Here is a 20426-nt window from a genome sequence, read left to right as displayed (position 1 = left end):
GCGAGAAGTCAGCAGAGCGACGGGTTGGAGGCGGCATGGCAGAGGGTAGACCGGAAACCGATTCCTGTCCCGTGGCACAGTCTTATCCATTCAGCTCCCCGCATGCGCTTGACCTCGATCCGACTTACGCGCGCCTTCGCGCGGCTGAGCCGGTGGCCCGGGTTCGGCTGCCGTATGGGCAGGACGGCTGGCTGGTCACCAGGTACGCCGACGCGCGAACCGTGCTGGCCGACAGCAGGTTCAGCAGGGAAGCCGTTGTGGGCGTCGACATTCCACGGGTGCGTCCGGAGTTGACCGACCAGCCCGGGTCGTTGCTATCCCTGGATCCGCCCGCGCACGGCAGGTTGCGTCGACTGGTGGCGAGAGCGTTCACCAAACGCAGAGTGGAAACACTGCGCCCGCGTATGGAGCGCATGACGAACGGTCTGCTGGATCGGATGAGCGCGGCAGGTAGACCCGCCGATTTCGTGCGGCACGTTTCGGTGCCGCTGGCCGTGACGACGATCAGCGAGTTGTTCGGCATTCCCGAAGCGGGCCGGCCGCGATTCCAGGCCGGAGCCGAAGCCGCCCTGTCGACGTCAGCGATGAGCCCGGAGCAACGCCGCTCGTACCGAACGGACCTGAACGACTACCTCGTCGAGTTGGTCGAGCAACGCCGTCGCGAACCAGCCGAAGACCTGCTCGGCACCCTGGTGACGGCACACGATGAGGGCGACCGACTGTCCGAAGTGGAGCTGGTCCAGCTCGCCTGGGTCGTCCTCGTCGCCGGGTACGACACGACGATGAACCAGATCAGCAACATGGTGTGGACACTGTTGAACGAGCCGGACCGCTGGAACACGGTACGTCGCGATCCCGACCGGCTGACCGCGCGGATCGAGGAACTGCTGCGCTTCATCCCGCTCGGTGTCGCCGCCGCCTTCCCGCGGATCGCCACCGAGGACGTGGAGTTGAGCGGTGTGACGATCCGCGCGGGTGACGCGGTGCTGATGCTGGTGCACGCGGCGAACCGGGACCCGGAGGTCTTCGCCGATCCGGAGGTTCTCGATCTGGACCGCGAACCGGCCGCGCACCTCGCGTTCGGCCACGGGCCACACCACTGCGTCGGTGCACAGCTGGCCAGGATGGAACTCGAGGTGTTGCTCAGCACGCTGTCGCGGCGGTTCGCCGGTCTCCGGCTCGCCGGCGCGGCCGACGACGTGCCGTGGCGCGCGGGCGGGATGTTCCGCGGTCCCCGCGAGCTGCTCGTGACCTGGTGATCGGCCCGCGCCGGATGCGCCGCTCGGTCTCTTTCCGCGAACTCGCACCGTTGTCGCGGACGTTGCTGCTGCCCGGTAGCAGTGGCCGGGACACCTTGGTGTTTGCCTGACGGCGGGACCGTGTCGATGGAGTCGACGGCGCTTCGTCTCAGGGTGCGGTCTGGTGTCGGACCGCTTTGGCGAGGGTGCGGATGCCGCGGCGGAATGGGTAAGCGACATACACGCAGGGCAACTCCAACGCTTCGCCCGAAGCGGGCGCGGCCGAGCCGGTGGCCCGGGTTTGGATCCGTTGCGCACGTTGCCGCTGCCCGGGTAGTAGTTTCACTCCCGACCGAGGGAGGGGGCGCAGTGGCACGTCTTCATGTCGGCTGCGCGATGTGGACCCACAAGGCGTGGCCAGGGCGGTTCCTGCCGCGGTCGCTGCCGGCCAAGGAGCGCCTGCGGGCCTACGCCGGCTGGTGCAACGCCGTCGAGGGCAACACCACCTTCTACGCGACCCCCGCGCGAAACACCGTTGCGACCTGGGCGCAGCAGACCGGCCCCGGCTTCCGGTTCGTGGTCAAGCTGCCCAAGGTCGTCACGCACGAGCGCCGGCTGGCCGGTGTCGAGGCCGAGATGCGAGCGTTCCTGGACGCGATCGAACCCCTCGGCGAACGGGCGGTCCTGTGGACCCAGTTGCCCGGCTCGTTCGGCCCCTCTGACGTCGACGCACTCGGCCGCTTCCTGCGTCGGCTCCCCGCCGACCGCCGACGCGCCGTGGAGGTGCGCCACCCCGGGTTCTACACCGACGCCGGCTCGACGTCGCTGCTGGAGGGAACGCTCACCGACGCTGACGCCGAGTGGGTGCCGTTCGACACCACGGTCTTCTTCCGGCGCCCGCCGGCCAGTGCGGCCGAGCAGGAAGCCTGGGGCAGGAAACCGCGGCTGCCGCGGCGGACGCAGGCGCTGACCGACCGGCCGATCGTCCGCTACCTGGGCCGGGACTCGCCGGAGGAGACGGTCGAGGGATGGCGGCCGTGGACGGGGGTGGTCGCCGGCTGGCTGCGCGAGGGCCGGTCGCCGACGGTCTTCGTGCACACCCCCGACAACGACGAAGCACCGGCGCTCGCCCGCCGGTTCCACGACGACGTGCGAGCGCTGGTACCCGGCCTCGACGCGCTGCCCGAGCCGGAACCGGTCGAGCCCGCGACCTTGTTCTGAGCGATCGGACGGGATGCCCCAGTCACCCGGCATGAGCGTGACGCGCTCCGCGCGGACTGCTCCCGGAACGGCGGCCCGATGGAGGTCATCGAGGCGGCCAGCCGGTCGAGGCCGCGAAGCTACGAGAGACCCGCACCATGGCCGCCCGACAGCCGTGCGCGCGGCACGTACGGTGGATGGTGTGAGCACCGCACCGCCATCGACCGTTGCCCTGAGCGATCACTTCGCCCGCGCGCTCCCCGAGCTGGCCGTGCCGTGGCAGGCCGAGGAGGCACCCGCTCCTCGGTTGCTCGTGCTCAACGAGCCGCTGGCCACGGAGCTCGGCCTCGACGCCGCCTGGTTGGCCGGTCCCGAGGGAGTTCGCCTGCTCGTCGGCAACCACGTACCCGACGGCGCCACCCCGGTGGCGCAGGCCTACGCCGGGCACCAGTTCGGCCACTACTCCCCACGCCTGGGTGACGGCCGCGCCCTGCTGCTCGGCGAGACCGGCCACGTCGACGGCCACCCGCGCGACCTGCACCTCAAGGGCTCCGGGCGCACGCCGTTCGCCCGCGGCGGTGACGGTCTGGCCGCGGTCGGCCCCATGCTGCGCGAGTACGTCGTCAGCGAGGCGATGCACGCACTCGGCATCCCCACGACCCGCTCCCTGGCCGTGGTGGCGACCGGGCGGCCGGTGCACCGCGACACGCTGCTGCCGGGGGCTGTGCTGGCGCGGGTCGCGAGCAGCCACCTGCGCGTCGGCAGCTTCCAGTACGCACGCGCCAGCGGCGACGTCGACCTTCTGCGCCGACTCGCCGACCACGCCATCGTCCGGCACCACCCGGCCGCCGCCGAGGCCGACCGCCCGCACCTCGCGCTGTTCGAGGGGGTGGTCGCCGCCCAGGCGTCGCTGGTGGCCCGGTGGATGCTCGTCGGGTTCGTCCACGGGGTCATGAACACCGACAACATGACGATCTCCGGCGAGACCATCGACTACGGGCCCTGCGCGTTCCTGGACGCGTTCGACCCCGCCACCGTCTACAGCTCCATCGACCACGGCGGGCGCTACGCCTACGGCAACCAGCCGCGGGTGGCGGAGTGGAACCTCGCGCGGCTCGCCGAGACCCTGCTTCCCCTGTTCTCCGACGACCAGGACCAGGCGATCGCGCTGGCGACCGAGGCGCTCGACGCGTTCCGCCCGAGGTACGACGCGGTCTGGTCGGCCGGCATGCGGGCCAAGCTCGGGCTGTCCGCCGACGACGACCGCGCCGACACACTGATCGCGCAGCTGCCCACCCTCCTCCAGGCCGGCCACGTCGACCACACGTCGTTCTACCGCCGCCTGGCCACAGCCGCCCGCGGCGACACCGAACCCGCCAGAGAACTGTTCCTCGACCTCGCGGCGATCGACGACTGGCTGACCCGCTGGCGGTCGCTCGGCCCGGACGCCGACGCGATGGACCGCGTGAACCCGCTGTACATCCCCCGCAACCACCTCGTCGAGGAGGCCCTGACCGCGGCGACAGCGGGCGACCACGGTCCGCTCGAACGTCTGCTGGCCGCGGTGACCGCCCCCTACCACGAACGGCCCGGCCTCGAGCGCTACGCGACGCCCGCACCCGTGGACTTCGCCGCCACGTACCAGACCTTCTGCGGGACCTGACCCTGCGCCGGCGACCCTTCACCGGCTCCACAGTGGACATCCGATTGACCCTGCCCCAGGATGGTGCGAGTGGGGGTACGGGCGACCTACGGGCAGCGCAGCGCAAGTGGCAATCCCTACGATGCCGATGGCCCAGACCGAACCATGCCCTGAGCAGAGGGAGAGCGCATGACTGTCCCGCGGCCGAGCGGGCAGCTCCCCGTTCAGGAACGCGCCAGTGCTCAGGCGGAACGGGTCCTCGGGCCACCAACCGCCAGGCGGGTCGCCACGTTCCACAACGGCGCCCACTTCGTCGTAGCTGGCGGCTGGGGCGAAGTTCCTGGCCTGGCTGGTGGACGTCGTCGTGTCGGTGCTCGCCATGGGCGTCGGCGGATCGGCGGCAGGGCAGCATGGGCGATGCTGATGAGATTCCTGTTCCCGCTGCTGCTGGTCGGCACGATCATCGGGGCGCTCGGCGGCGGTGGACCGGTCCCCGGTGGTTTGATGAGCAGGGTCAGCGTGGACCTTCGCGCCACCCGCCGACTCCGTGCCGCCGGCATCACATGACCGGGAAGCGACCTGCGGGTTGAGGCGGACGTACTCCAGGCGTCCGCGTGTGCACCGGAGTAGCTCGGTCGGCCGCTCCGCGCAGGCACGTCGATTCGTCGTGATCGTTTGAGGACCGCGAGCCGGGGAAGACGGATGCCGACGACGCCCGTCGGATGACGCGCTCCGGCCAGGTCACCCGCGGTGATCGAGGTCGCGCCGGTGACGGTGCCAACCGACCATCAGGAAGGTGACGCCATGGACAGCCTCCACCTGGTCTACGCGGTTGCCGGTACCGCCGGTGTGGTGCTCGCCCTGGTGAGCCGCGCCATCCGCAGGTTGCCCGTCAGCGAACCGCTGATCGCCCTGCTGCTCGGGGTCATCCTCGGTCCGCGACTGCTGGGCCTGCTGGAGATCGAGCAGGAACTGCGCGACCCGCTGCTGCTGGAAGGGGCCCGCCTGTTGCTGGCAGGCTCCGTGATGGCCGCGGCGCTGCGCTTCTCGGCGAGCTCCCTGTCCTCGCTGGTGCGCCCCCTGGTACTGCTCCTGGTCGTCGTCATGCCGCTGGCGGCGGCCGCCGCCGGTGCCGCGGCCCTCCTGCTGGGTCTGCCGATCGCGCTGGCCGTGCTCGTCGGGGCATGCCTGTCGCCGACCGACCCCGTCCTGGCCGCCTCGGTCGTCACCGGCGAACCCGCCGAACGGGACCTGCCCACCCGCATCCGCCGGCTGCTGACGGTCGAGAGTGGCGCGAACGACGGGCTGGCCCTCCCCCTGGTCGCCGTGGCACTGCTCGCCGTGGTGCCCACCACCGGGGTCGCCGAGGCCGTCGGCGGGCTGGCGTGGGAGGTGCTCGGGGGCGTGGTCATCGGTCTGCTCGCCGGTCTGCTCGCCGGGCGGGCGATGCTGGCCGCCACCCGGCGGCGCGACCTCGACAACGGACCGAACCTGGTGTTCACGCTGCTTCTCGCCGTCGCGGTACTCGGCATCGCGCGGATGGCCGGCACCGATGGCGTGTTGTCGGTCTTCGTGGCCGGGCTGTCCTACAACCGCATGGTGGGCGAGCGCAAGCGCGACTCGCAGGACGCCATCGACGAAGCGGTGAACCGCTACGCGGTGCTACCGCTGTTCGTCGTGCTCGGAGCGGTACTGCCCTGGCGGGAGTGGGTCGCGTTCGGACCGGCGGCCGTCGTCTTCGTCGTCGCGGTCCTGCTCGTGCGCCGCCTGCCGTTCGTCCTGGTGCTCGCCCGGCCGTTGGGGCTGCGAGCACGCGACGCGGTCTTCACCGGCTGGTTCGGCCCCGTCGGCATCAGCGCCGTGTTCTACCTCGCCCACAGCATCCACGAAGGAGCGAGCGATCCCCGCCTGTTCGCCGCGGGCACGCTCGCCATCGCCGCCAGCGTCATCGCCTTCGGCCTGACCGCGACTCCCGGCCGCAAGCTCTACGCAAGCACGTGACGTCCGGCAACCGCGCCCGCCACCACCGCGGAACCGCACACCGCTTCACAGGGCGTCCGCGCCGGCCAGCAGGTGCCCGGCCAGGCCAAGCGCGTGCAGTCCGCCGCGGAGATCGGCCGCGCCATGCCCGACGTCGGATCGCGCTGGTCGTTCAGACCGCCTGCTCTGCACCCTTCGCCATGTCCGCTCACCTCCCTCGCTGTCGCATCACACCGGACAATGATGTGCGCGGAGGATCGGCCGCGGCATCGGGGAAACCACTGACCTCGGCGGCGGTGGGATCATTTCGCGGTCCGCGGCGGTTTACCTGGACAGTGCCGGGTCAGTAGGCACTCCCAGACCAGCCCGAGGAGGTAGGCACACATGCGCGGCACACCATCACCCGCCGAGCACCGTGACACACCGGCCCGTCCGCGCGGTCACGAGACGGTCCCCGGCTCCGCCTCTCCGGACCGAAGCTGATGGACCCCCGGTTGATGCCGCCGGAGGAGTTCGAGCCCTTGGTGGTCGACGCTCTGGACGCCCTGCCGGACTGGGTCGTGCCGATCGTCGCCGAGATCGCGGTGATCGTCGAGGACGAACAGCCCGCCGACGAGGCGCGTCCCGGAGTCATGTTGCTCGGCCAGTACCGCGGGTTCTCCCGCACCCGTTACGGCGGCCGCCCTTCTGGCGCGCTCCCGGACACGATCACCCTGTACCGGATCCCGATCCTGCTCACCTCGCCGCGCCCGGAGGACGTGCCTGGCCGGGTACTCAAGGTGCTCGGCCACGAGGTCGGCCACGCACTCGGCCTGTCCGAGGCCCGGCTACGGGAACTCGGCTGGTACTAGGGGCGTGGCTTCAGGGAGCTGGGTGCCGCGAACGCGAGACGCCCGCCCGCCGATGCGCTTCCGGGATGTTGAGCGTCGCGAGAGCGTCGTTCATGGCATGGCATCCGCGCCAACACCGCGCTCCCCGTCACCTGGTCACACGAACCGCCATCGCTGGTCCCTGGTGCCGTTGTCGTCCCACAGGACGATCTGCGCACCGTGAGTCGTCGATCGCGCGCAGCCCGGGCGGGGTCGCGTCCGGTCGCGGCGAGCCTGCTGGCCGCGGTCTCCCGGTCGCGGCGGAACTCGAACGGCATGTGCACGTGATCGAGTCGGTGAGCGCTGTTGCTCCGGCCGTGCGCGCGTCGTGCAGACCCTCCTCGAACACGGACTGGACCAAGGCAAAGGAGTCGACGCCGTCCCGGACACATCAATCTCTGATGCATAACTGATCCATGGGCTGTGGCCAGGATGTCCCCCGCGGTCCGATCTGGCCACCAGGTGCGGGCGCGGCGTAACAACCGGACCTCCTATTGAGATCTGTAGTTCATCCGTCCCGAACCCGACAGCTGGATGCGACCCCGTCCTCCCCCGCCCCCTCGAATGTCGTTGCTCCCGAAAGGTGAACACCACCCATGTCCGACACCATGAACAACATCTTCGGCCGCGTCAGGAACGAAGCCAGTGACACCGACGTGATCGACGTCGAGCAGACGGACGCGGTTGCGCCGTCGCACGACGCCCCCTCGGTCGAGGACGTGGCCGAAGGCACCGATACCGCCCAGGAAGCCGCACCCGACGCCGACGAGGACGACGTGCTCACGGAGGACGCCGCGACCGTCACCGTCGTGCCCGTGACGGTCGCGCCCAGCGACGTGCTCACGGAGGCCGGTGACGCACCGGTCGTCGCGGCTGCCGAGGCCCGCCCCGCAGCACGCACGCGCGGCAACACCACTGTCGCCGACGGGGTCGTCTCGGAGGTCGTGAACATGGTGGCCCGTGAGGTCGACGGTGTGTACCGCCTCGACGACGAGGACATCTCGGTCACGGTGGACTCCGACATCGCCACGATCAGGGTCGCACTGACGGTCGAGCACGGACACGCGGTCAGGACGCTGGCCGAGCAGGTCAGGATCGACGTGATCGACGCCGTCGAACAGTTCCTCGGCCTCGACGTCGCGGCGGTGGACGTGCACGTCAGCGACATCCACTCCCCAGAAGCCGTCTGACCACGACCGACGACGCGGACTCGGCCCGTACCGCGGGCTGAGATCGATCATCGTTCACCGGCGCGGTCGGGCACGAGACCACGAGGAGAAGCGCATGCGGGTCGTGGCGGTCATGAACTACAAGGGCGGGGTGGGGAAAACGACCCTCACGGCGAATCTCGGTGCGGTGGCCGCCAGCCGTGGCCTGCGTGTACTTCTCCTCGATCTCGATCCGCAGACGAACCTGACCTTCTCCTTCTACTCGATCGACGACTGGCACGAACGGCTCAAGAACGACAACCGCACGGTCAAGCAGTGGTACGAAGCCGAGATGCCGGGGCGGGAGGTCTCGCTGGCAGATCTCGTCGTCACGCCGGAGCGGGTGAACAGGGCCCTCGGGAACTCCACCGGACGGCTCGACCTGATCTCCTCCCATCTCGGGCTCATCGACATAGACCTCGAACTCGCCGCCCGGCTGGGTGGCGCCACGACCTTTGAGGGGTCGAAGCGGAAGTTCCTGGACCTGCACGGTTGTCTGCGCCGTGCGCTGGAGGACAGCAGGTTCACCGAGTACGACCTGGTGCTCATCGACTGTGCGCCGAACTTCGGCCTCGTCACCAAGACGGCCATCGTCGCGAGCGAGCAGATCCTCGTGCCGGCGAAGGCCGACTACCTGTCCACGCTGGGACTGGACTACCTGGTCGGCAACTGCGCGGGTCTGGTGGAGCAGTACAACGACTTCGTCAACCACAAGGGCGGCGCCGGAGGTCACCGGACGATCGATCCCAGCTTTCTGGGCGTGGTGTTCACGATGGTCCAGATCTACTCGCAACAGGTGACCCTCGCCCAGCACGCCTACATCGAGGAGGTGCGCTCGAACTCGCGGGTTCCGGTGCTGGAGAGCAAGATCCGCAACAGTCCTCGCCACTTCGGTGACGCCGGTGAGAACGGTGTGCCGGCGATGCTGCGCGCGACCGGGAAGGACGAGGTCGTCCGGGAGTTCGACCAGCTGACCGACGAGGTCCTGGGTGCGCTCGCGTTGTCAGGGGGTGGTCGCCGGTGAACGATCTGACGAGTTTCGCCGCCCTGCAGGCTCGCGTGTACGCGTTCCTGGAACAACAGGACGAAGCCACGTTGCGTGCTGTCGCCAGTGGCACGGTGCGACTTGCTGTCGTCCACGCTGACGAAACGCAGGGCGCGCCTCCGGCGCCGGCCGACCTCGCCAGGACACCTTCCCACGATCCCGCGCAGGTGGCGCGTCTCCTTCCGACGCTGGCATCGGAGGACGAGCGACGTACCTACCTGAACGAGACCGGATTCACCAAGAAGGAGCTGAACGCGGTGGCCAAGGCGCTTGGCTTGCGGCGCTACAGCGGCCTCACCCTCGACAAGCTCGTCAACCTCCTGGTCGGTCCCGGTCAGGACCAGCAGACGCCCACTCGGAGGATGCCTTCCGCGCCCCAGGTCACCAAGCCGAACGCCGACGTCGCGGCCATCGCATCGCGCCTGCGCGAGACCGAGACCGAGGAAGAGGGAGCCGAGTACCTCCACGCACAGAACCTGGACGCGGACGGCCTGCTCTCCGTCGCCGCCGCGTTGGGACTCACGCGGGTGAACCGCCTTCGCCAGGCAAACCTCGAGAAGAGGGTGCTCAAACAGGCGATCGGTGCCCGGCGCAAGTTCGACGGGCTGCGGAACTGGTGAGCACCAGGATGGCGAGTGAGACGGTGACCGAACACGACGAGAGGTCGGCAGCCGTCGCTCGCGTATCTCACCGGGGGCCGTCGCGTCAGGATTCGGACCTACGGGACGTAGGTCCGAGTCGGTGTGCAAGTACGGTGGTCCGGGGTAGTCGCACGACCTCAGCGCGGTTCGGAAGTCGGTGGCGGTCGGCTCCGACACGGCCCGTACGGCGGTGACGCCCGGCTGGACCGGTGGGCCACAGTGGGTGGTGCTGGACCACATCACAGAACAAGGGGTCACGCCGATGACGGTCTCGTTCCTCCTTACCCCCGAACAAGAACAGCTCAAGGCAGCCGCCCGCGGCTTCGCCAGGGAACAGCTGCGGGACCTCGCTTCCGCGACGCGTGCGGAACCGGACCCCAGGACGCGGGCGCTACTGCTGCGGCCGGCGTTCGAGAACGCCGTCGCCGCGGGGTTCCTCAAGGGTCTGATCCCGGCGCCGTTCGGTGGCGGGGCGGATAGCGGTGTCGACGCCGCCATCTTCCTCGAGGAGTGGGCGGCGGAGATGCCGGACTTCGTCATCTCGATGGCCGGCCCACTGATCGCGCTGGCGCCCGTCTACCAGGTTGGCACCCCGGAGCAGGTCGAGCGCTTCGTGCGGCCCTTCCTGGCCGACTCCGGCGCACCGCTGGCGGCCATGGCCTTCAGCGAACCCGAGGGCAGCGCGAACTTCGACGCCGACGGCGCCGGCCAGGGGACACGCACCACCGCCGTCGGTGACGGTGACGCGTGGGTCATCAACGGTCGCAAGGCATGGGCCTCCCACCTGTGCGGCTGGGACGGCGACGGCCCGGACGTCATGACCATCGTCTGCCGAACCCCCGGCGGCATCTCGCTCATCGTCGCAGAACGCGAACACCTTGCCGGCCACATCGAGGTCGAGGAGTACTACGACCTCCCAGGTCTCAAGGGCTGCCTCACCACCAGGGTGCGGCTCGTCGACGTGCGCGTTCCGCGCGGCAACCTCCTCGGCGAAGAAGGCCAGGGCGTGGAACTGACCCGCGCCGCGTTCTTCCCCAGCGGCGCGTCGATCGGCATCTTCGCCGCCGCCGCGATGCGGCAGGCCTTCGACATCGCCTACCGCTTCGCACTCACCGAGAAGCGTGGCGGGCCGGTGCCGATCATCGAGTACCAAGCCGTGTCCGACGTCCTGGCCGACGCCAAGGGAAAGATCGAAGCCGTCCGGTTGCTCGCCTGGCGCGCGCTCGACGCCGTCATGTCCATGCACCCCAGCGGCCCAGAGTTCGCCCTGCACAGCAAGATCTTCGGCTCCGAGACCGGCATCCAGGTCGTCAACGACCTCGTCAGGATCGTCGGTGTGACCGCCTACGACGAGAAGCACCCCATCATCCGCCATCTGATGGACGCGCTGTCGTACCCGATCATCGAAGGAAGCAACGCCGGCGTGCGCCGCAGGCAGTTGCAGGCGCTGTTCCGCGCTCCGGGCTACGACCCGCTCGCCGCCTCCGGCATGGCCTGACCACGCCACAACGGATGACCGTCGCCGTCCCGCGGGGCACCGCCCGTCACGGGCCCTCGGGTGGTGTCGGCATGGGGACCGGTTCCGCTCCGCGCATGCGTTCCTCGGTCCAGTAGTCCGGGTCGGTGTGCTCCGCGGGCCCACCGGTCACCTCTGGACCGGTGGGCGTGGCTGGACCATCACCCGTGCCCCGGAACACGGCGACCGCGGAGGCGCCCAGCGCCGTGAAGGTGTCTTCACGGCACCGACCCGCCCCGCGGGTGGCGTGGATCGTCAGCCCGGTGCCGAGTTCGTCTCGGCGCGGGGACGCACGTTCGCCAGCACCGCCACCGCGAGGATCAGCCCCGGGAGCAGGAAGTAGGCCCCGTACCCCAGCCCGAGCAGCAGACCCCACACCAGCATCGCCAGTGCGGCGACCGCGGTCACCGTGCCGACCGCGCGCCCGGTGGCGTCGGCGACCGCGACGGCCACCGCGGCGAGCAGCGGCACGCCGAGTAGGTAGACGGTGGCGCCCCCGCTGTCGGACAGGGTGCGCGGCAGCAGGGCGACCACGATCGCGACCGTGGCGGCGACAGCGAACCACCGCAGCGCCCGGCCGCCGGTTCCCGGCACGCTCCATCTGCCGCTCAGGCGAACGACCACCGCCACGATGATCAGCAACCCGAGCAGTGTTCCCGTGATGACGGCGACCATCCGGCCGCCGGTTCCCGGCACGCTCCATCTGCCGCTCAGGCGAACGACCACCGCCACGATGATCAGCAACCCGAGCAGTGTTCCCGTGATGACGGCGACCATTCCGTTCCTTTCCAGCCTGCTTGCTTCCGCGAGGTGGTCAACCGACCACGAGATGACGGGTCAGGAAGAGCAGAGCTGTCGAGAGCAACAGACCTCCGGTCAGGAAGCTGACCCGAGCAGGTCCCGACCGTCGCCTGGCCTCAGGTGCCGTGAACATCACCGTGGCCGTGCCCAGGGAGATCAGGACGGCCATCACGATGTAGACCGGCGTCCGGTACAGCCATGAGTACAACACGAAGTGCATGGACGTGATCGCCGCGAAGGCGAAGGGCACGAGGGTGTACTGGTGCCTGACGACGAGGTGGATCAGGAACGGCAGGCCGAGGAGCTGCGAGGTCCCGACCAGCACCGAGAGTTGCGTGATCTCGTCGGCCACCGGCCGTTCCCGGCCGATCGCCCCGACCAGTGCCGAGAGGCCGAGGGCCACGGGCAGCGCAACCATGCCCTGGAAGAGCGTGACGAAGGCCGCCACACGTTCTGGCGCACGCCGCCAGACGGCGCCGCAGACCAGCCACGTCACGCCGTAGGCCGTCAAGAAGGCCAGGCCGGACATGTTCTGCTCGGCGAGGAGTCCGAGAGACTCGACCAGTTCCACGATCGCCATGCTCTCACCAGCAGCACGGCGACAGCCTCGACACCAGTGCCCGCCGAAACAGAAACCGGTGATTTTCCAATGGTCGCCCCGAGGTGCTGCGAGTGACCTGCGCGCTGCGCGGACATCCTGCCCTGCTCATGCCGGCAGCCGCACACGGGTCGCGGCGGGCACGTCAGGGCTCTCGGTGCACGGCCAGTCGCGACACTGCCCGCCATCCCACCTCGGGGACGGCGGGCAGTCACCGCGACGGGCGTCTAACCGAGCAGGCCGCCGATGATCGGGAGGCCGCCGGTCACGCCACCGGCGCCACCGCTTCCGCCGAGCAGGCCGCCGATGAGCGGGAGCCCGTCGACAGTGCCGGTGTTGGCACGGTCCACGACGGGGGCGCTGCCGGACAGCTCGGCGCTGGCGAGAGCGGGGGTGGCGAGCACCCCGAGGAAAGCCAGTGCCGCCGCGGCGGTAGTGATGCGAGTGCGAGACATGTGTTCGTTGCCTTCCTGGTTGGGAAGCGCACACTTCAGCAGCTTCCGAACCATCGAAGCAAGATCAACTCACGTTCCAGGCCACAAGACGACCCGATCGTGTATCGCGGCCGCCTCCACGGCTGGCGGTCAAAAGGTGGGTGGGCCCGCGACGGGTTCCGGTCGTGGCCGCGCGTCGGTTCTCCGGTCACCCTGGACGGGCGGCGGTCCGGCCGGGCACAGGCCGTTCGCGTGCCACCGTTCGCGGAGGTCGGCCGGGATGTTCAGAGTGGTGGACTGTCCGTCGGTGAGGGTGCGCACGCTGCCGCCCAGTAGCAACTCGCCCGCCCTGTCGAGGATCTTCGTGGCGATCGCACTGTCGTCCTCGGCCCGTTCGAGTGCGCCGAGCACGCGGGTGCCGATGCGTGCCGCCCGCTGCCACCCGCGCGAGTGGGGCACCTGCAGCCAGTCGGCGACCCGTTCGTCCACGATCTGGCGCACCAGCGCGGCGACGATGCCGTCGAACATCTTGCCGGGGAACAGTTTTTCGTACAGGCCGAGCAGGTGAGCGGTCAGCTGGACGCCTTCCGGCGAGGGTCCGTAGGACGTCTCGACCAGAGCGCTGTTCAGCTCGCGGGCCTCGGTCAGCGTCTCCGGCAGCGCCTGCACGGGGATGCCGAGCATCGCACCGGTCACCCGCCACACGTAGTAGTAGTCCTCCGCCTCGGCCTCGGTCACCGAGATGCCCAGCCTGCGCATGCCCTCGACGACCTGCACCGAGAAGATCAGCAGGGACCCCACCATGTCCTGCTGGCACACCGGAACACCGTCGGCCCGGACGTCCCACTTGCCCGAGCGGGTGATGAAGTGGCGGACGGCGGCGTGGATCAGCCGGGTCTTCTGGATCGTCGGCACCAACGCCCCACCCGAGCCGAACGCGTCGCATCCCATCATGTTCATCACGAACTGCGAGGTCTCCGAGAGCCTGCGGTGTGGCTGGTTCAGCCCGTGCGTCAACGCCAGCACCCGTGATGGCCGGGGCTGGGCGTAGCAGTTCACCATCGCCGCGAACGACAGCACGGCGGCCACATGTACGCCGTCGTCCACGAAGAACTCGTAGGCCCGCGTGATCCGGTCCAGGTCGACCCACTCCGGTGGGTTGCCGGTCGCGACGAGGTAGGTGCGCACCGACTCCGGCAGGTCCTCGGGAACGGGTTGGTCGTTGGCGCGGAAATGGGCCAGCACCTCGTTCACCGCGCCGACCCGGCCGGTCGCGGTCAGGTCCGCGATCACCGCGTCGGCCAACGGGTCGCCCTGGAACTTCAACGCTTCGACAAGCGAGATGTCCACCATGAAACCGCTCCTCGTGGTCCGTGAGAGAACAGTCCATACCGTCGACACTGTCGGCGACAGGTGTCGATCAGGTGAACGCACTCTGCGACGCGCTACCCGCACGACGACCATCCACTGCGTTACCGACCGATCAGGTGGCGCCGTTCCCCGGACGGGTGGCACCAGCGGCTGGCAGCACTTCGCATCGCCGTTGTGCGGGGGTAGTCCCGGTCGGACAGCCGCGCAAGGAGCTTGCGCGTGCCTCGGGGCAGGACGGGTTCCAGGAGCCGAGATCCGGACGACCACGTGGTCCGCGGCGGAACGTGATCGCTCGTGACGTGATCGTCAGCAGCCGCCGCCGAACGGGTGAGCCGTTCCGCACGAAAGAGCCGGAATACCACGCAGGAGGCCTGCCGGGCCGGTGTCCGGGGCGGTTCGTCGGGCTGTGCGGGGAGTCAGTGGGCTCGCGCGGCGGCGACGGTGTTGCGCAACAGCATCGCGATCGTCATCGGGCCGACGCCACCCGGGACGGGGGTCAGTGCGCCGGCCACCGCGCGGACGCTGCCGGCGTCGACGTCGCCGCACAGGCCCGCGTTCGTTCGGTGGATGCCGACGTCGATGACGGTCGCGCCGGGTCTGACGGCGTTCGCGGTGACGAGGTGGGGCACCCCGGCTGCCACGACGAGCACGTCGGCCTGGCGGCAGGTGGCGGCGAGGTCACGCGTTCTGGAGTGGCAGACCGTCACCGTGGCGTCGCGGCCGAGCAGCAGCTGGGCCATGGGCTTGCCGACGAGGTCCGACCGGCCGACGACGACGGCATGGGCACCGGCGAGCGCCACGCCGTGCTCGTCGAGGAGTGCCAGTACCCCGGTGGGTGTGCAGGGCCGCAACCCGGGCCGGCCGAGCGCCAGCCTGCCCGCGCTGCTCTCGGTGAGCCCGTCGACGTCCTTCTCTGGTGGGATGCGGTCGATCAGCGCGGCGGCGTCGAGCTGGGGCGGCAGCGGCAGCTGCAGCAGGATGGCGGTGACCCGCGGGTCGTCGGCGAGCCGGTCGACGACGGCGGCCGCGGCGGACTGCTCGATGTCGCCGGGCAGGTGCCGGTGCAGGTCCAGCATGCCGGCCTCGACGCACTGCCTGCGCTTGCTCCGCACGTACACCGCCGACGCCGGGTCGTCACCGACGAGCACCGTGGCCAGGCCGGGTGGTGCCGGCAGGGCGGCGACGTCGCGGGCCACCTCCGCGCGCACCTTCGCCGCCACCGCACGCCCGTCGATGGTCGTCGCCGTCATGCGCGCACCGCCGCGCGCAGGACCGGTTCGACCTCGTCGCGGGCCGCGACGCCGTAGGTGTCGGCCAGGCGCCGCAGACCCGCGTCGACGTCGAGCCGCCATTCCTGCGTGCCGGAGGTCTCCAGCACGAGGGTGGCGACGAGCGAGCCGAGCTGGGCGGCGCGCTCGGCCACCAGCCCGCCGCCGATCCCGGCGATGAACCCGGCCCGGAAGGCGTCGCCCACCCCGGTCGGGTCGACGACCTCGCGGGCGGGCACCGCGTCGACGTGGATCTCACCGCCGTCCGCGGCCACCAGCACGCAGCCCTTGTCGGCCAGCGTGGTGACCCGCAGTTCGACCCGCCGCATGACCTCGTCGCCGCCCCAGCCCGTCTTGCGGGTGAGCAGCTCCCACTCGTACTCGTTGGTGAACAGGTACTTCGCACCGTCCACGAGCGACCGGCAGGCGTCGCGGTCCAGCCTCGGCAGCTGCTGGGATGGGTCGGCCGCGAACGCGATGCCAAGGCGGCGTGCCTCGTCGGTGTGTACGAGCATGGCCTCGGGATCGTTCGCGCCCACGAGCACGAGGTCGACCTCGCACGCATCGAGTACCGGTGCCAGCGCGATGTGCCGCGCCTCGCTCATCGCACCCGCGTAGAACGAGGCGAGCTGGCACTGGTCGTCATCGGTGGTGCAGGTGAAGCGCGCCGTGTGCGCGGTGGCGGACACGAGCAGGTGTGCGCAGTCGACCCCGTGCCGCTCCAGCCAGGCGCGGTAGTCGTCGAAGTCCGGGCCGACCGCGCCGACGAGCACGGGTGCCTGACCGAGCACCCCCAGCGCGAACGCGATGTTGGCCGCGACCCCGCCGCGGCGCACGACCAGCTCGTCGACGAGGAAGCTCAGCGACAGCCGGTCCAGATGGGTGTCGACCAGCTGCTCGGCGAAGCGGCCGGGGAAACGCATGAGGTGGTCGGTGGCGATCGACCCGGTGACGACGGTGGTTGCGGTTGCCATGATGACCTTTCAGAACACGATGGTGGTGCGGCCGTCGACCAGTACCCGGTTCTGGCAGTGCCAGCGCACGGCCCTCGCCAGCACGGTGCGCTCGATGTCCGCGCCCTTGCTGGTGAACTCGGCGACACTCGCCCGGTGCGAGACGCGGACGACGTCCTGCTCGATGATCGGGCCCTCGTCGAGGTCCTCGGTGGCGTAGTGGGCAGTGGCACCGATCAGCTTCACGCCACGTGCCTTGGCCCGCTCGTACGGTCCGGCACCGGCGAACGCGGGCAGGAACGAATGGTGGATGTTGATCACCGGCACCCCGATCCGGTCGAGGAAATCCGCGGAGAGGATCTGCATGTACCTGGCCAGCACGACCAGGTCCACCTTGCCGCCCAGCAGATCCAGCTGCTTGCGTTCCGCGTCCGCCTTGGTCGCGCGGGTGACGGGGACGTGCTCGAACGGCACGCCGAACCCGGCCACGTCCTCGGCGAGGTCGGGATGGTTCGACACCACCTGCACGATCTCCACGGGCAGCTCGCCCCGGCGGGTCCGCCACAGCAGGTCGAGCAGGCAGTGGTCGTAGCGGGAGACGAACACGGCCACCCGGGTGACGGCGGCCGCGTCCCGGAACCGGAACGTGCCACCGAGGACGGGCCCGACCTCGGCCGCGAAATCACGCTCCAGTTCGGACAGGCCCACTCCCCGGCCGGGCAGGTGGAACTCCACCCGCAGGAAGAACCGGCCGCCCGCCGGACCGGTGGAATACTGGTCGGACTGGACGATGTTGGCGCCGCGCCGGTGCAGGAACGTGCTGATGCGCGACACGATCCCTGGTCCATCCACACAGGACACGACGAGCCTGCCGATGACCGTCACCTGGTCCGCCTCCCCGCGTTCGAAAGACTTTCACAAAGTTCCACAGGGCAGGCCCTAGTACCGGTAGTGCTCTGGCTTGAACGGCCCGGCCGCGTCGACGCCGATGTACTCGGCCTGCTCCTTGGTGAGCCGGGTCAGCTCGCCGCCGAGCGCCTCGACGTGGATCCTGGCGACCTTCTCGTCGAGCACCTTCGGCAGCCGGTAGACCTCGCACGCGTAGGTGTCGTACTTGGTGAACAGCTCGACCTGGGCGATGACCTGGTTGGCGAAGCTGTTGCTCATCACGAAACTGGGGTGGCCGGTGGCGTTGCCGAGGTTCATCAGCCGCCCCTCGGACAGCACCAGAACAGAATGCCCGCCAGGCCGGTGTCCGTCCCCGGAAGGGAAAACCCACTCGTCGACCTGGGGCTTGATGGTGATCCGGCGGATGCCGGGCACCGCGGCGAGGCCCGCCATGTCGATCTCGTTGTCGAAGTGGCCCACGTTGCCCACGATCGCCTGGTGTTTCATCCGCGCCATGTGGTCCGCGGTGATGATGTCCTTGTTGCCCGTCGTGGTGATGACGATGTCGGCCCGGTCCACCACGTCGTCCAGCCGGGCGACCTGGTAGCCCTCGAGGAGGGCCTGGAGGGCGCAGATCGGGTCGACCTCGGTGACGATCACCCGCGCGCCCTGCCCGGCCAGTGCCTCCGCGCAACCCTTTCCGACGTCACCGAAGCCGCACACGACGGCCACCTTGCCGCCGATGAGCACATCGGTCCCCCGGTTGAGCCCGTCGACGAGCGAGTGGCGGATGCCGTAGCGGTTGTCGAACTTGCTCTTGGTGACCGAGTCGTTGACGTTGATCGCCGGGAACAACAGCCGTCCCTGCGCGGCCAGCTGGTAGAGCCGGTGCACGCCGGTCGTGGTCTCCTCGGTGACACCACGGATCTCCGTCGCGACTTCCGTCCACCTGCCGGGGGCGGCGGCCAGTGAGCGGCGCAGCGTTTCGAGGATGATCCGGTACTCCTCCGGATCGTCGTCGGCCGCGGCGGGCACGGCACCGGCGGCCTCGAACTCGGTTCCCTTGTGGACGAGCAGGGTGGCGTCACCGCCGTCGTCGAGGAGCATGTTCGGGCCCAGACGATGCCCGCTACGCGAGCTCCGCCCGGAGCCGTCCCCGAAGTCGAACAGTCGCTCGGTGCACCACCAGTACTCCTCGAGCGTCTCGCCCTTCCACGCGAACACCGGCACGCCGCGCGGCTCCTCCTCGGTCCCGTGTGGACCGACGACGGCGGCGGCCGCGGCGTGGTCCTGGGTGGAGAAGATGTTGCACGACACCCAGCGCACCTCGGCGCCGAGCGCGGTCAGCGTCTCGATCAGCACCGCGGTCTGCACGGTCATGTGCAGGGAACCGGCGATCCGGGCGCCGGTGAGCGGGCGGGTGTCCGCATACTCCCTGCGCAGGGCCATCAGGCCGGGCATCTCGTGCTCGGCGAGCCGGATCTCCTTGCGCCCGAACTCGGCGAGCCCCAGATCGGCCACGGCGAACTCGAGGCCGCCTCGCGTGTCGTGGATCATGCCGGCTCCTTCACAGTCAGGTCGGCGGCCGCGCGGAGCGCGTCGGCGCGGTCGGTGCGTTCCCATGGCAGGTCGAGGTCGGTGCGGCCGAAGTGCCCGTAGGCGGCGGTCGGCGAGTAGATGGGGCGGTGCAGGTCCAGGTAGGACCGGAAGGCGGCGGGGCGCAGGTCGAAGTGCTCGGCGACGAGCTTCTCGATCAGCCTGCGGTCGGTCCGCTCCGTCCCGAAGGTGTCGACGAGCACCGAGACCGGCCTCGCCACCCCGATCGCGTACGCCACCTGCACCTCGGCGCGGTCCGCGAGTCCCGCGGTGACCACGTTCTTCGCCACGTACCGCGCCGCGTACGCCGCCGAACGGTCCACTTTGGAGGGATCTTTGCCGGAGAACGCGCCGCCGCCGTGCCGTGCGAACCCGCCGTAGGTGTCGACGATGATCTTCCGCCCGGTCAGGCCCGCGTCACCGACCGGACCGCCGACCACGAACCGCCCGGTCGGGTTGACCAAGAGCCGCTTGCGCAGCAGATCCGGTTCGTAGAGGCCGGGCGGCAGCTCGGCGGTGACGACGTGGCGCCACAGGTCCTCGCGGATCTGGTCGACGCCAACGTTCTCGCTGTGCTGCGTCGAGATCAGCACCCCTTCGACGGCCACCGGCACGCCGCCCGCGTACCGGACCGAGACCTGGGTCTTGCCGTCCGGCCGCAGGTAGGGCAACGTGCCGTCCTTGCGTACCGTCGCGAGGCGGCGGGAAAGCCGGTGTGCCAACGCGATCGGCATCGGCATCAGCTCGGGCGTCTCGTTCGTGGCGTAGCCGAACATCATGCCCTGGTCCCCGGCACCCGCCAGGTCGAGGTCGTCGCCGGAGCCGCCGCGGCGCTCGTAGGCCTGGTCGACGCCCTGGGCGATGTCGGGTGACTGCTTGTCCAGCGCCACCAGGACCGCGCAGTGGTTGCCGTCGAAGCCGTAGCTGCCGTCGTCGTAGCCGATGCGGTTCACGGTGTCCCGGACGATTCCGGTGTAGTCCAGCTGCCGCGCGGTGGTGATCTCCCCAGCCAGGACCACCATGCCGGTGGTGATCAGCGTCTCGCAGGCCACCCGCGCGTACGGGTCGTCGCGCAGTGCCGCGTCGAGCACGGCGTCGGAGATCGCGTCGGCGATCTTGTCCGGGTGCCCCTCGGTCACCGACTCGGACGTGAACAGGTAATCATGGGAGTCCAACAC

General features: G+C 70.0%; 19 protein-coding genes. 10 read left to right on the top strand and 9 right to left on the bottom strand.

Annotated elements, in window-relative coordinates; all coding sequences use genetic code 11:
- The first annotated feature begins 35 nt into the window (after positions 1-35).
- The 10 genes from ACFPCV_RS20360 (at position 36) to ACFPCV_RS20315 (ending at position 11321) form a co-directional block, all read left to right on the top strand.
- Entirely contained in the window at positions 36-1259 is a 1224-nt protein-coding gene (locus ACFPCV_RS20360; protein ID WP_378057840.1) for a cytochrome P450, read from the top strand.
- 375 nt (positions 1260-1634) lie between these two features.
- Complete coding sequence (locus ACFPCV_RS20355; RefSeq protein ID WP_378058086.1) at positions 1635-2459, top strand: DUF72 domain-containing protein; 825 nt, start codon at positions 1635-1637, stop codon at positions 2457-2459.
- Between the two features lie 181 nt (positions 2460-2640).
- On the top strand, positions 2641-4101 hold the full coding sequence (locus ACFPCV_RS20350; protein WP_378057839.1) for a protein adenylyltransferase SelO: 1461 nt from the start codon (positions 2641-2643) through the stop codon (positions 4099-4101).
- Positions 4102-4497: 396 nt separating this feature from the next.
- Positions 4498-4647, top strand: a complete 150-nt coding sequence (locus ACFPCV_RS20345) for a hypothetical protein (RefSeq protein ID WP_378057838.1) — start codon at positions 4498-4500, stop codon at positions 4645-4647.
- A 237-nt stretch (positions 4648-4884) separates the two neighbouring features.
- Entirely contained in the window at positions 4885-6081 is a 1197-nt protein-coding gene (locus tag ACFPCV_RS20340) for a cation:proton antiporter domain-containing protein (RefSeq protein ID WP_378057837.1), read from the top strand.
- Between the two features lie 461 nt (positions 6082-6542).
- Positions 6543-6911: a metallopeptidase family protein gene (locus tag ACFPCV_RS20335; RefSeq protein ID WP_378057836.1), complete on the top strand. Its 369-nt coding sequence runs from the start codon at positions 6543-6545 to the stop codon at positions 6909-6911.
- A 614-nt stretch (positions 6912-7525) separates the two neighbouring features.
- On the top strand, positions 7526-8119 hold the full coding sequence (locus ACFPCV_RS20330; RefSeq protein WP_378057835.1) for an Asp23/Gls24 family envelope stress response protein: 594 nt from the start codon (positions 7526-7528) through the stop codon (positions 8117-8119).
- A 94-nt stretch (positions 8120-8213) separates the two neighbouring features.
- A complete protein-coding gene (locus ACFPCV_RS20325) occupies positions 8214-9161 on the top strand; it encodes a ParA family protein (RefSeq protein ID WP_378057834.1) in 948 nt (315 codons plus the stop codon).
- Positions 9158-9802: a hypothetical protein gene (locus ACFPCV_RS20320; protein WP_378057833.1), complete on the top strand. Its 645-nt coding sequence runs from the start codon at positions 9158-9160 to the stop codon at positions 9800-9802. The genes ACFPCV_RS20325 and ACFPCV_RS20320 overlap by 4 nt, the downstream gene beginning before the upstream one ends.
- Positions 9803-9980: 178 nt before the next feature.
- Positions 9981-11321, top strand: coding sequence for an acyl-CoA dehydrogenase family protein (locus ACFPCV_RS20315; RefSeq protein WP_378057832.1), 1341 nt, complete (start codon positions 9981-9983; stop codon positions 11319-11321).
- A gap of 273 nt (positions 11322-11594) precedes the next feature.
- Here the strand turns inward: ACFPCV_RS20315 and ACFPCV_RS20310 are convergent, their stop codons facing one another.
- The 9 genes from ACFPCV_RS20310 to metK all read right to left on the bottom strand — a co-directional run bounded on the left by ACFPCV_RS20310 (position 11595) and on the right by metK (position 20426).
- Positions 11595-12116 (bottom strand): hypothetical protein, encoded by a 522-nt coding sequence (locus ACFPCV_RS20310; protein ID WP_378057831.1) that lies wholly within the window; start codon positions 12114-12116, stop codon positions 11595-11597.
- Between the two features lie 37 nt (positions 12117-12153).
- The gene (locus ACFPCV_RS20305; protein WP_378057830.1) at positions 12154-12720 is read right to left on the bottom strand and encodes a DUF7010 family protein; all 567 of its coding nucleotides are present in this window, start codon (positions 12718-12720) and stop codon (positions 12154-12156) included.
- A 245-nt stretch (positions 12721-12965) separates the two neighbouring features.
- Positions 12966-13193 (bottom strand): hypothetical protein, encoded by a 228-nt coding sequence (locus tag ACFPCV_RS20300; RefSeq protein ID WP_378057829.1) that lies wholly within the window; start codon positions 13191-13193, stop codon positions 12966-12968.
- Positions 13194-13322: 129 nt separating this feature from the next.
- Entirely contained in the window at positions 13323-14525 is a 1203-nt protein-coding gene (locus tag ACFPCV_RS20295; RefSeq protein WP_378057828.1) for an oxygenase MpaB family protein, read from the bottom strand.
- Positions 14526-14959: 434 nt separating this feature from the next.
- A complete protein-coding gene (folD, locus tag ACFPCV_RS20290; protein ID WP_378057827.1) occupies positions 14960-15793 on the bottom strand; it encodes a bifunctional methylenetetrahydrofolate dehydrogenase/methenyltetrahydrofolate cyclohydrolase FolD in 834 nt (277 codons plus the stop codon).
- Positions 15790-16785: a carbohydrate kinase family protein gene (locus ACFPCV_RS20285; RefSeq protein ID WP_378057826.1), complete on the bottom strand. Its 996-nt coding sequence runs from the start codon at positions 16783-16785 to the stop codon at positions 15790-15792. Before ACFPCV_RS20285 ends, folD begins: the two co-directional genes overlap by 4 nt.
- Before the next feature lie 9 nt (positions 16786-16794).
- Positions 16795-17649 (bottom strand): formyltetrahydrofolate deformylase, encoded by an 855-nt coding sequence (gene purU, locus ACFPCV_RS20280; RefSeq protein ID WP_378057825.1) that lies wholly within the window; start codon positions 17647-17649, stop codon positions 16795-16797.
- A gap of 54 nt (positions 17650-17703) precedes the next feature.
- The gene (gene ahcY / locus ACFPCV_RS20275; RefSeq protein WP_378057824.1) at positions 17704-19209 is read right to left on the bottom strand and encodes an adenosylhomocysteinase; all 1506 of its coding nucleotides are present in this window, start codon (positions 19207-19209) and stop codon (positions 17704-17706) included.
- Complete coding sequence (gene metK / locus ACFPCV_RS20270; protein WP_378057823.1) at positions 19206-20426, bottom strand: methionine adenosyltransferase; 1221 nt, start codon at positions 20424-20426, stop codon at positions 19206-19208. Before metK ends, ahcY begins: the two co-directional genes overlap by 4 nt.

The organism is Actinophytocola glycyrrhizae, from assembly GCF_042653545.1.
Taxonomy (GTDB): Bacteria; Actinomycetota; Actinomycetes; order Mycobacteriales; family Pseudonocardiaceae; genus Actinophytocola; species Actinophytocola glycyrrhizae.
Note: the sequence above shows the minus strand (reverse complement) of the source record. Positions and strands in the feature narration are given on the sequence as shown.

What these genes read in the sequence shown, in the direction of transcription:
- ACFPCV_RS20300 (WP_378057829.1), bottom strand. Translation starts at nt 13,193, where the DNA reads ATGTCTCGCACTCGCATCACTACCGCCGCGGCGGCACTGGCTTTCCTC.
- folD (WP_378057827.1), bottom strand. Translation starts at nt 15,793, where the DNA reads ATGACGGCGACGACCATCGACGGGCGTGCGGTGGCGGCGAAGGTGCGC.
- ACFPCV_RS20345 (WP_378057838.1), top strand. Translation starts at nt 4,498, where the DNA reads ATGCTGATGAGATTCCTGTTCCCGCTGCTGCTGGTCGGCACGATCATC.
- ACFPCV_RS20330 (WP_378057835.1), top strand. Translation starts at nt 7,526, where the DNA reads ATGTCCGACACCATGAACAACATCTTCGGCCGCGTCAGGAACGAAGCC.
- ACFPCV_RS20325 (WP_378057834.1), top strand. Translation starts at nt 8,214, where the DNA reads ATGCGGGTCGTGGCGGTCATGAACTACAAGGGCGGGGTGGGGAAAACG.
- ACFPCV_RS20305 (WP_378057830.1), bottom strand. Translation starts at nt 12,720, where the DNA reads ATGGCGATCGTGGAACTGGTCGAGTCTCTCGGACTCCTCGCCGAGCAG.
- ACFPCV_RS20285 (WP_378057826.1), bottom strand. Translation starts at nt 16,785, where the DNA reads ATGGCAACCGCAACCACCGTCGTCACCGGGTCGATCGCCACCGACCAC.
- ACFPCV_RS20335 (WP_378057836.1), top strand. Translation starts at nt 6,543, where the DNA reads ATGGACCCCCGGTTGATGCCGCCGGAGGAGTTCGAGCCCTTGGTGGTC.
- ACFPCV_RS20360 (WP_378057840.1), top strand. Translation starts at nt 36, where the DNA reads ATGGCAGAGGGTAGACCGGAAACCGATTCCTGTCCCGTGGCACAGTCT.
- ACFPCV_RS20355 (WP_378058086.1), top strand. Translation starts at nt 1,635, where the DNA reads ATGTGGACCCACAAGGCGTGGCCAGGGCGGTTCCTGCCGCGGTCGCTG.
- ahcY (WP_378057824.1), bottom strand. Translation starts at nt 19,209, where the DNA reads ATGATCCACGACACGCGAGGCGGCCTCGAGTTCGCCGTGGCCGATCTG.
- ACFPCV_RS20310 (WP_378057831.1), bottom strand. Translation starts at nt 12,116, where the DNA reads ATGGTCGCCGTCATCACGGGAACACTGCTCGGGTTGCTGATCATCGTG.
- ACFPCV_RS20340 (WP_378057837.1), top strand. Translation starts at nt 4,885, where the DNA reads ATGGACAGCCTCCACCTGGTCTACGCGGTTGCCGGTACCGCCGGTGTG.
- ACFPCV_RS20295 (WP_378057828.1), bottom strand. Translation starts at nt 14,525, where the DNA reads ATGGTGGACATCTCGCTTGTCGAAGCGTTGAAGTTCCAGGGCGACCCG.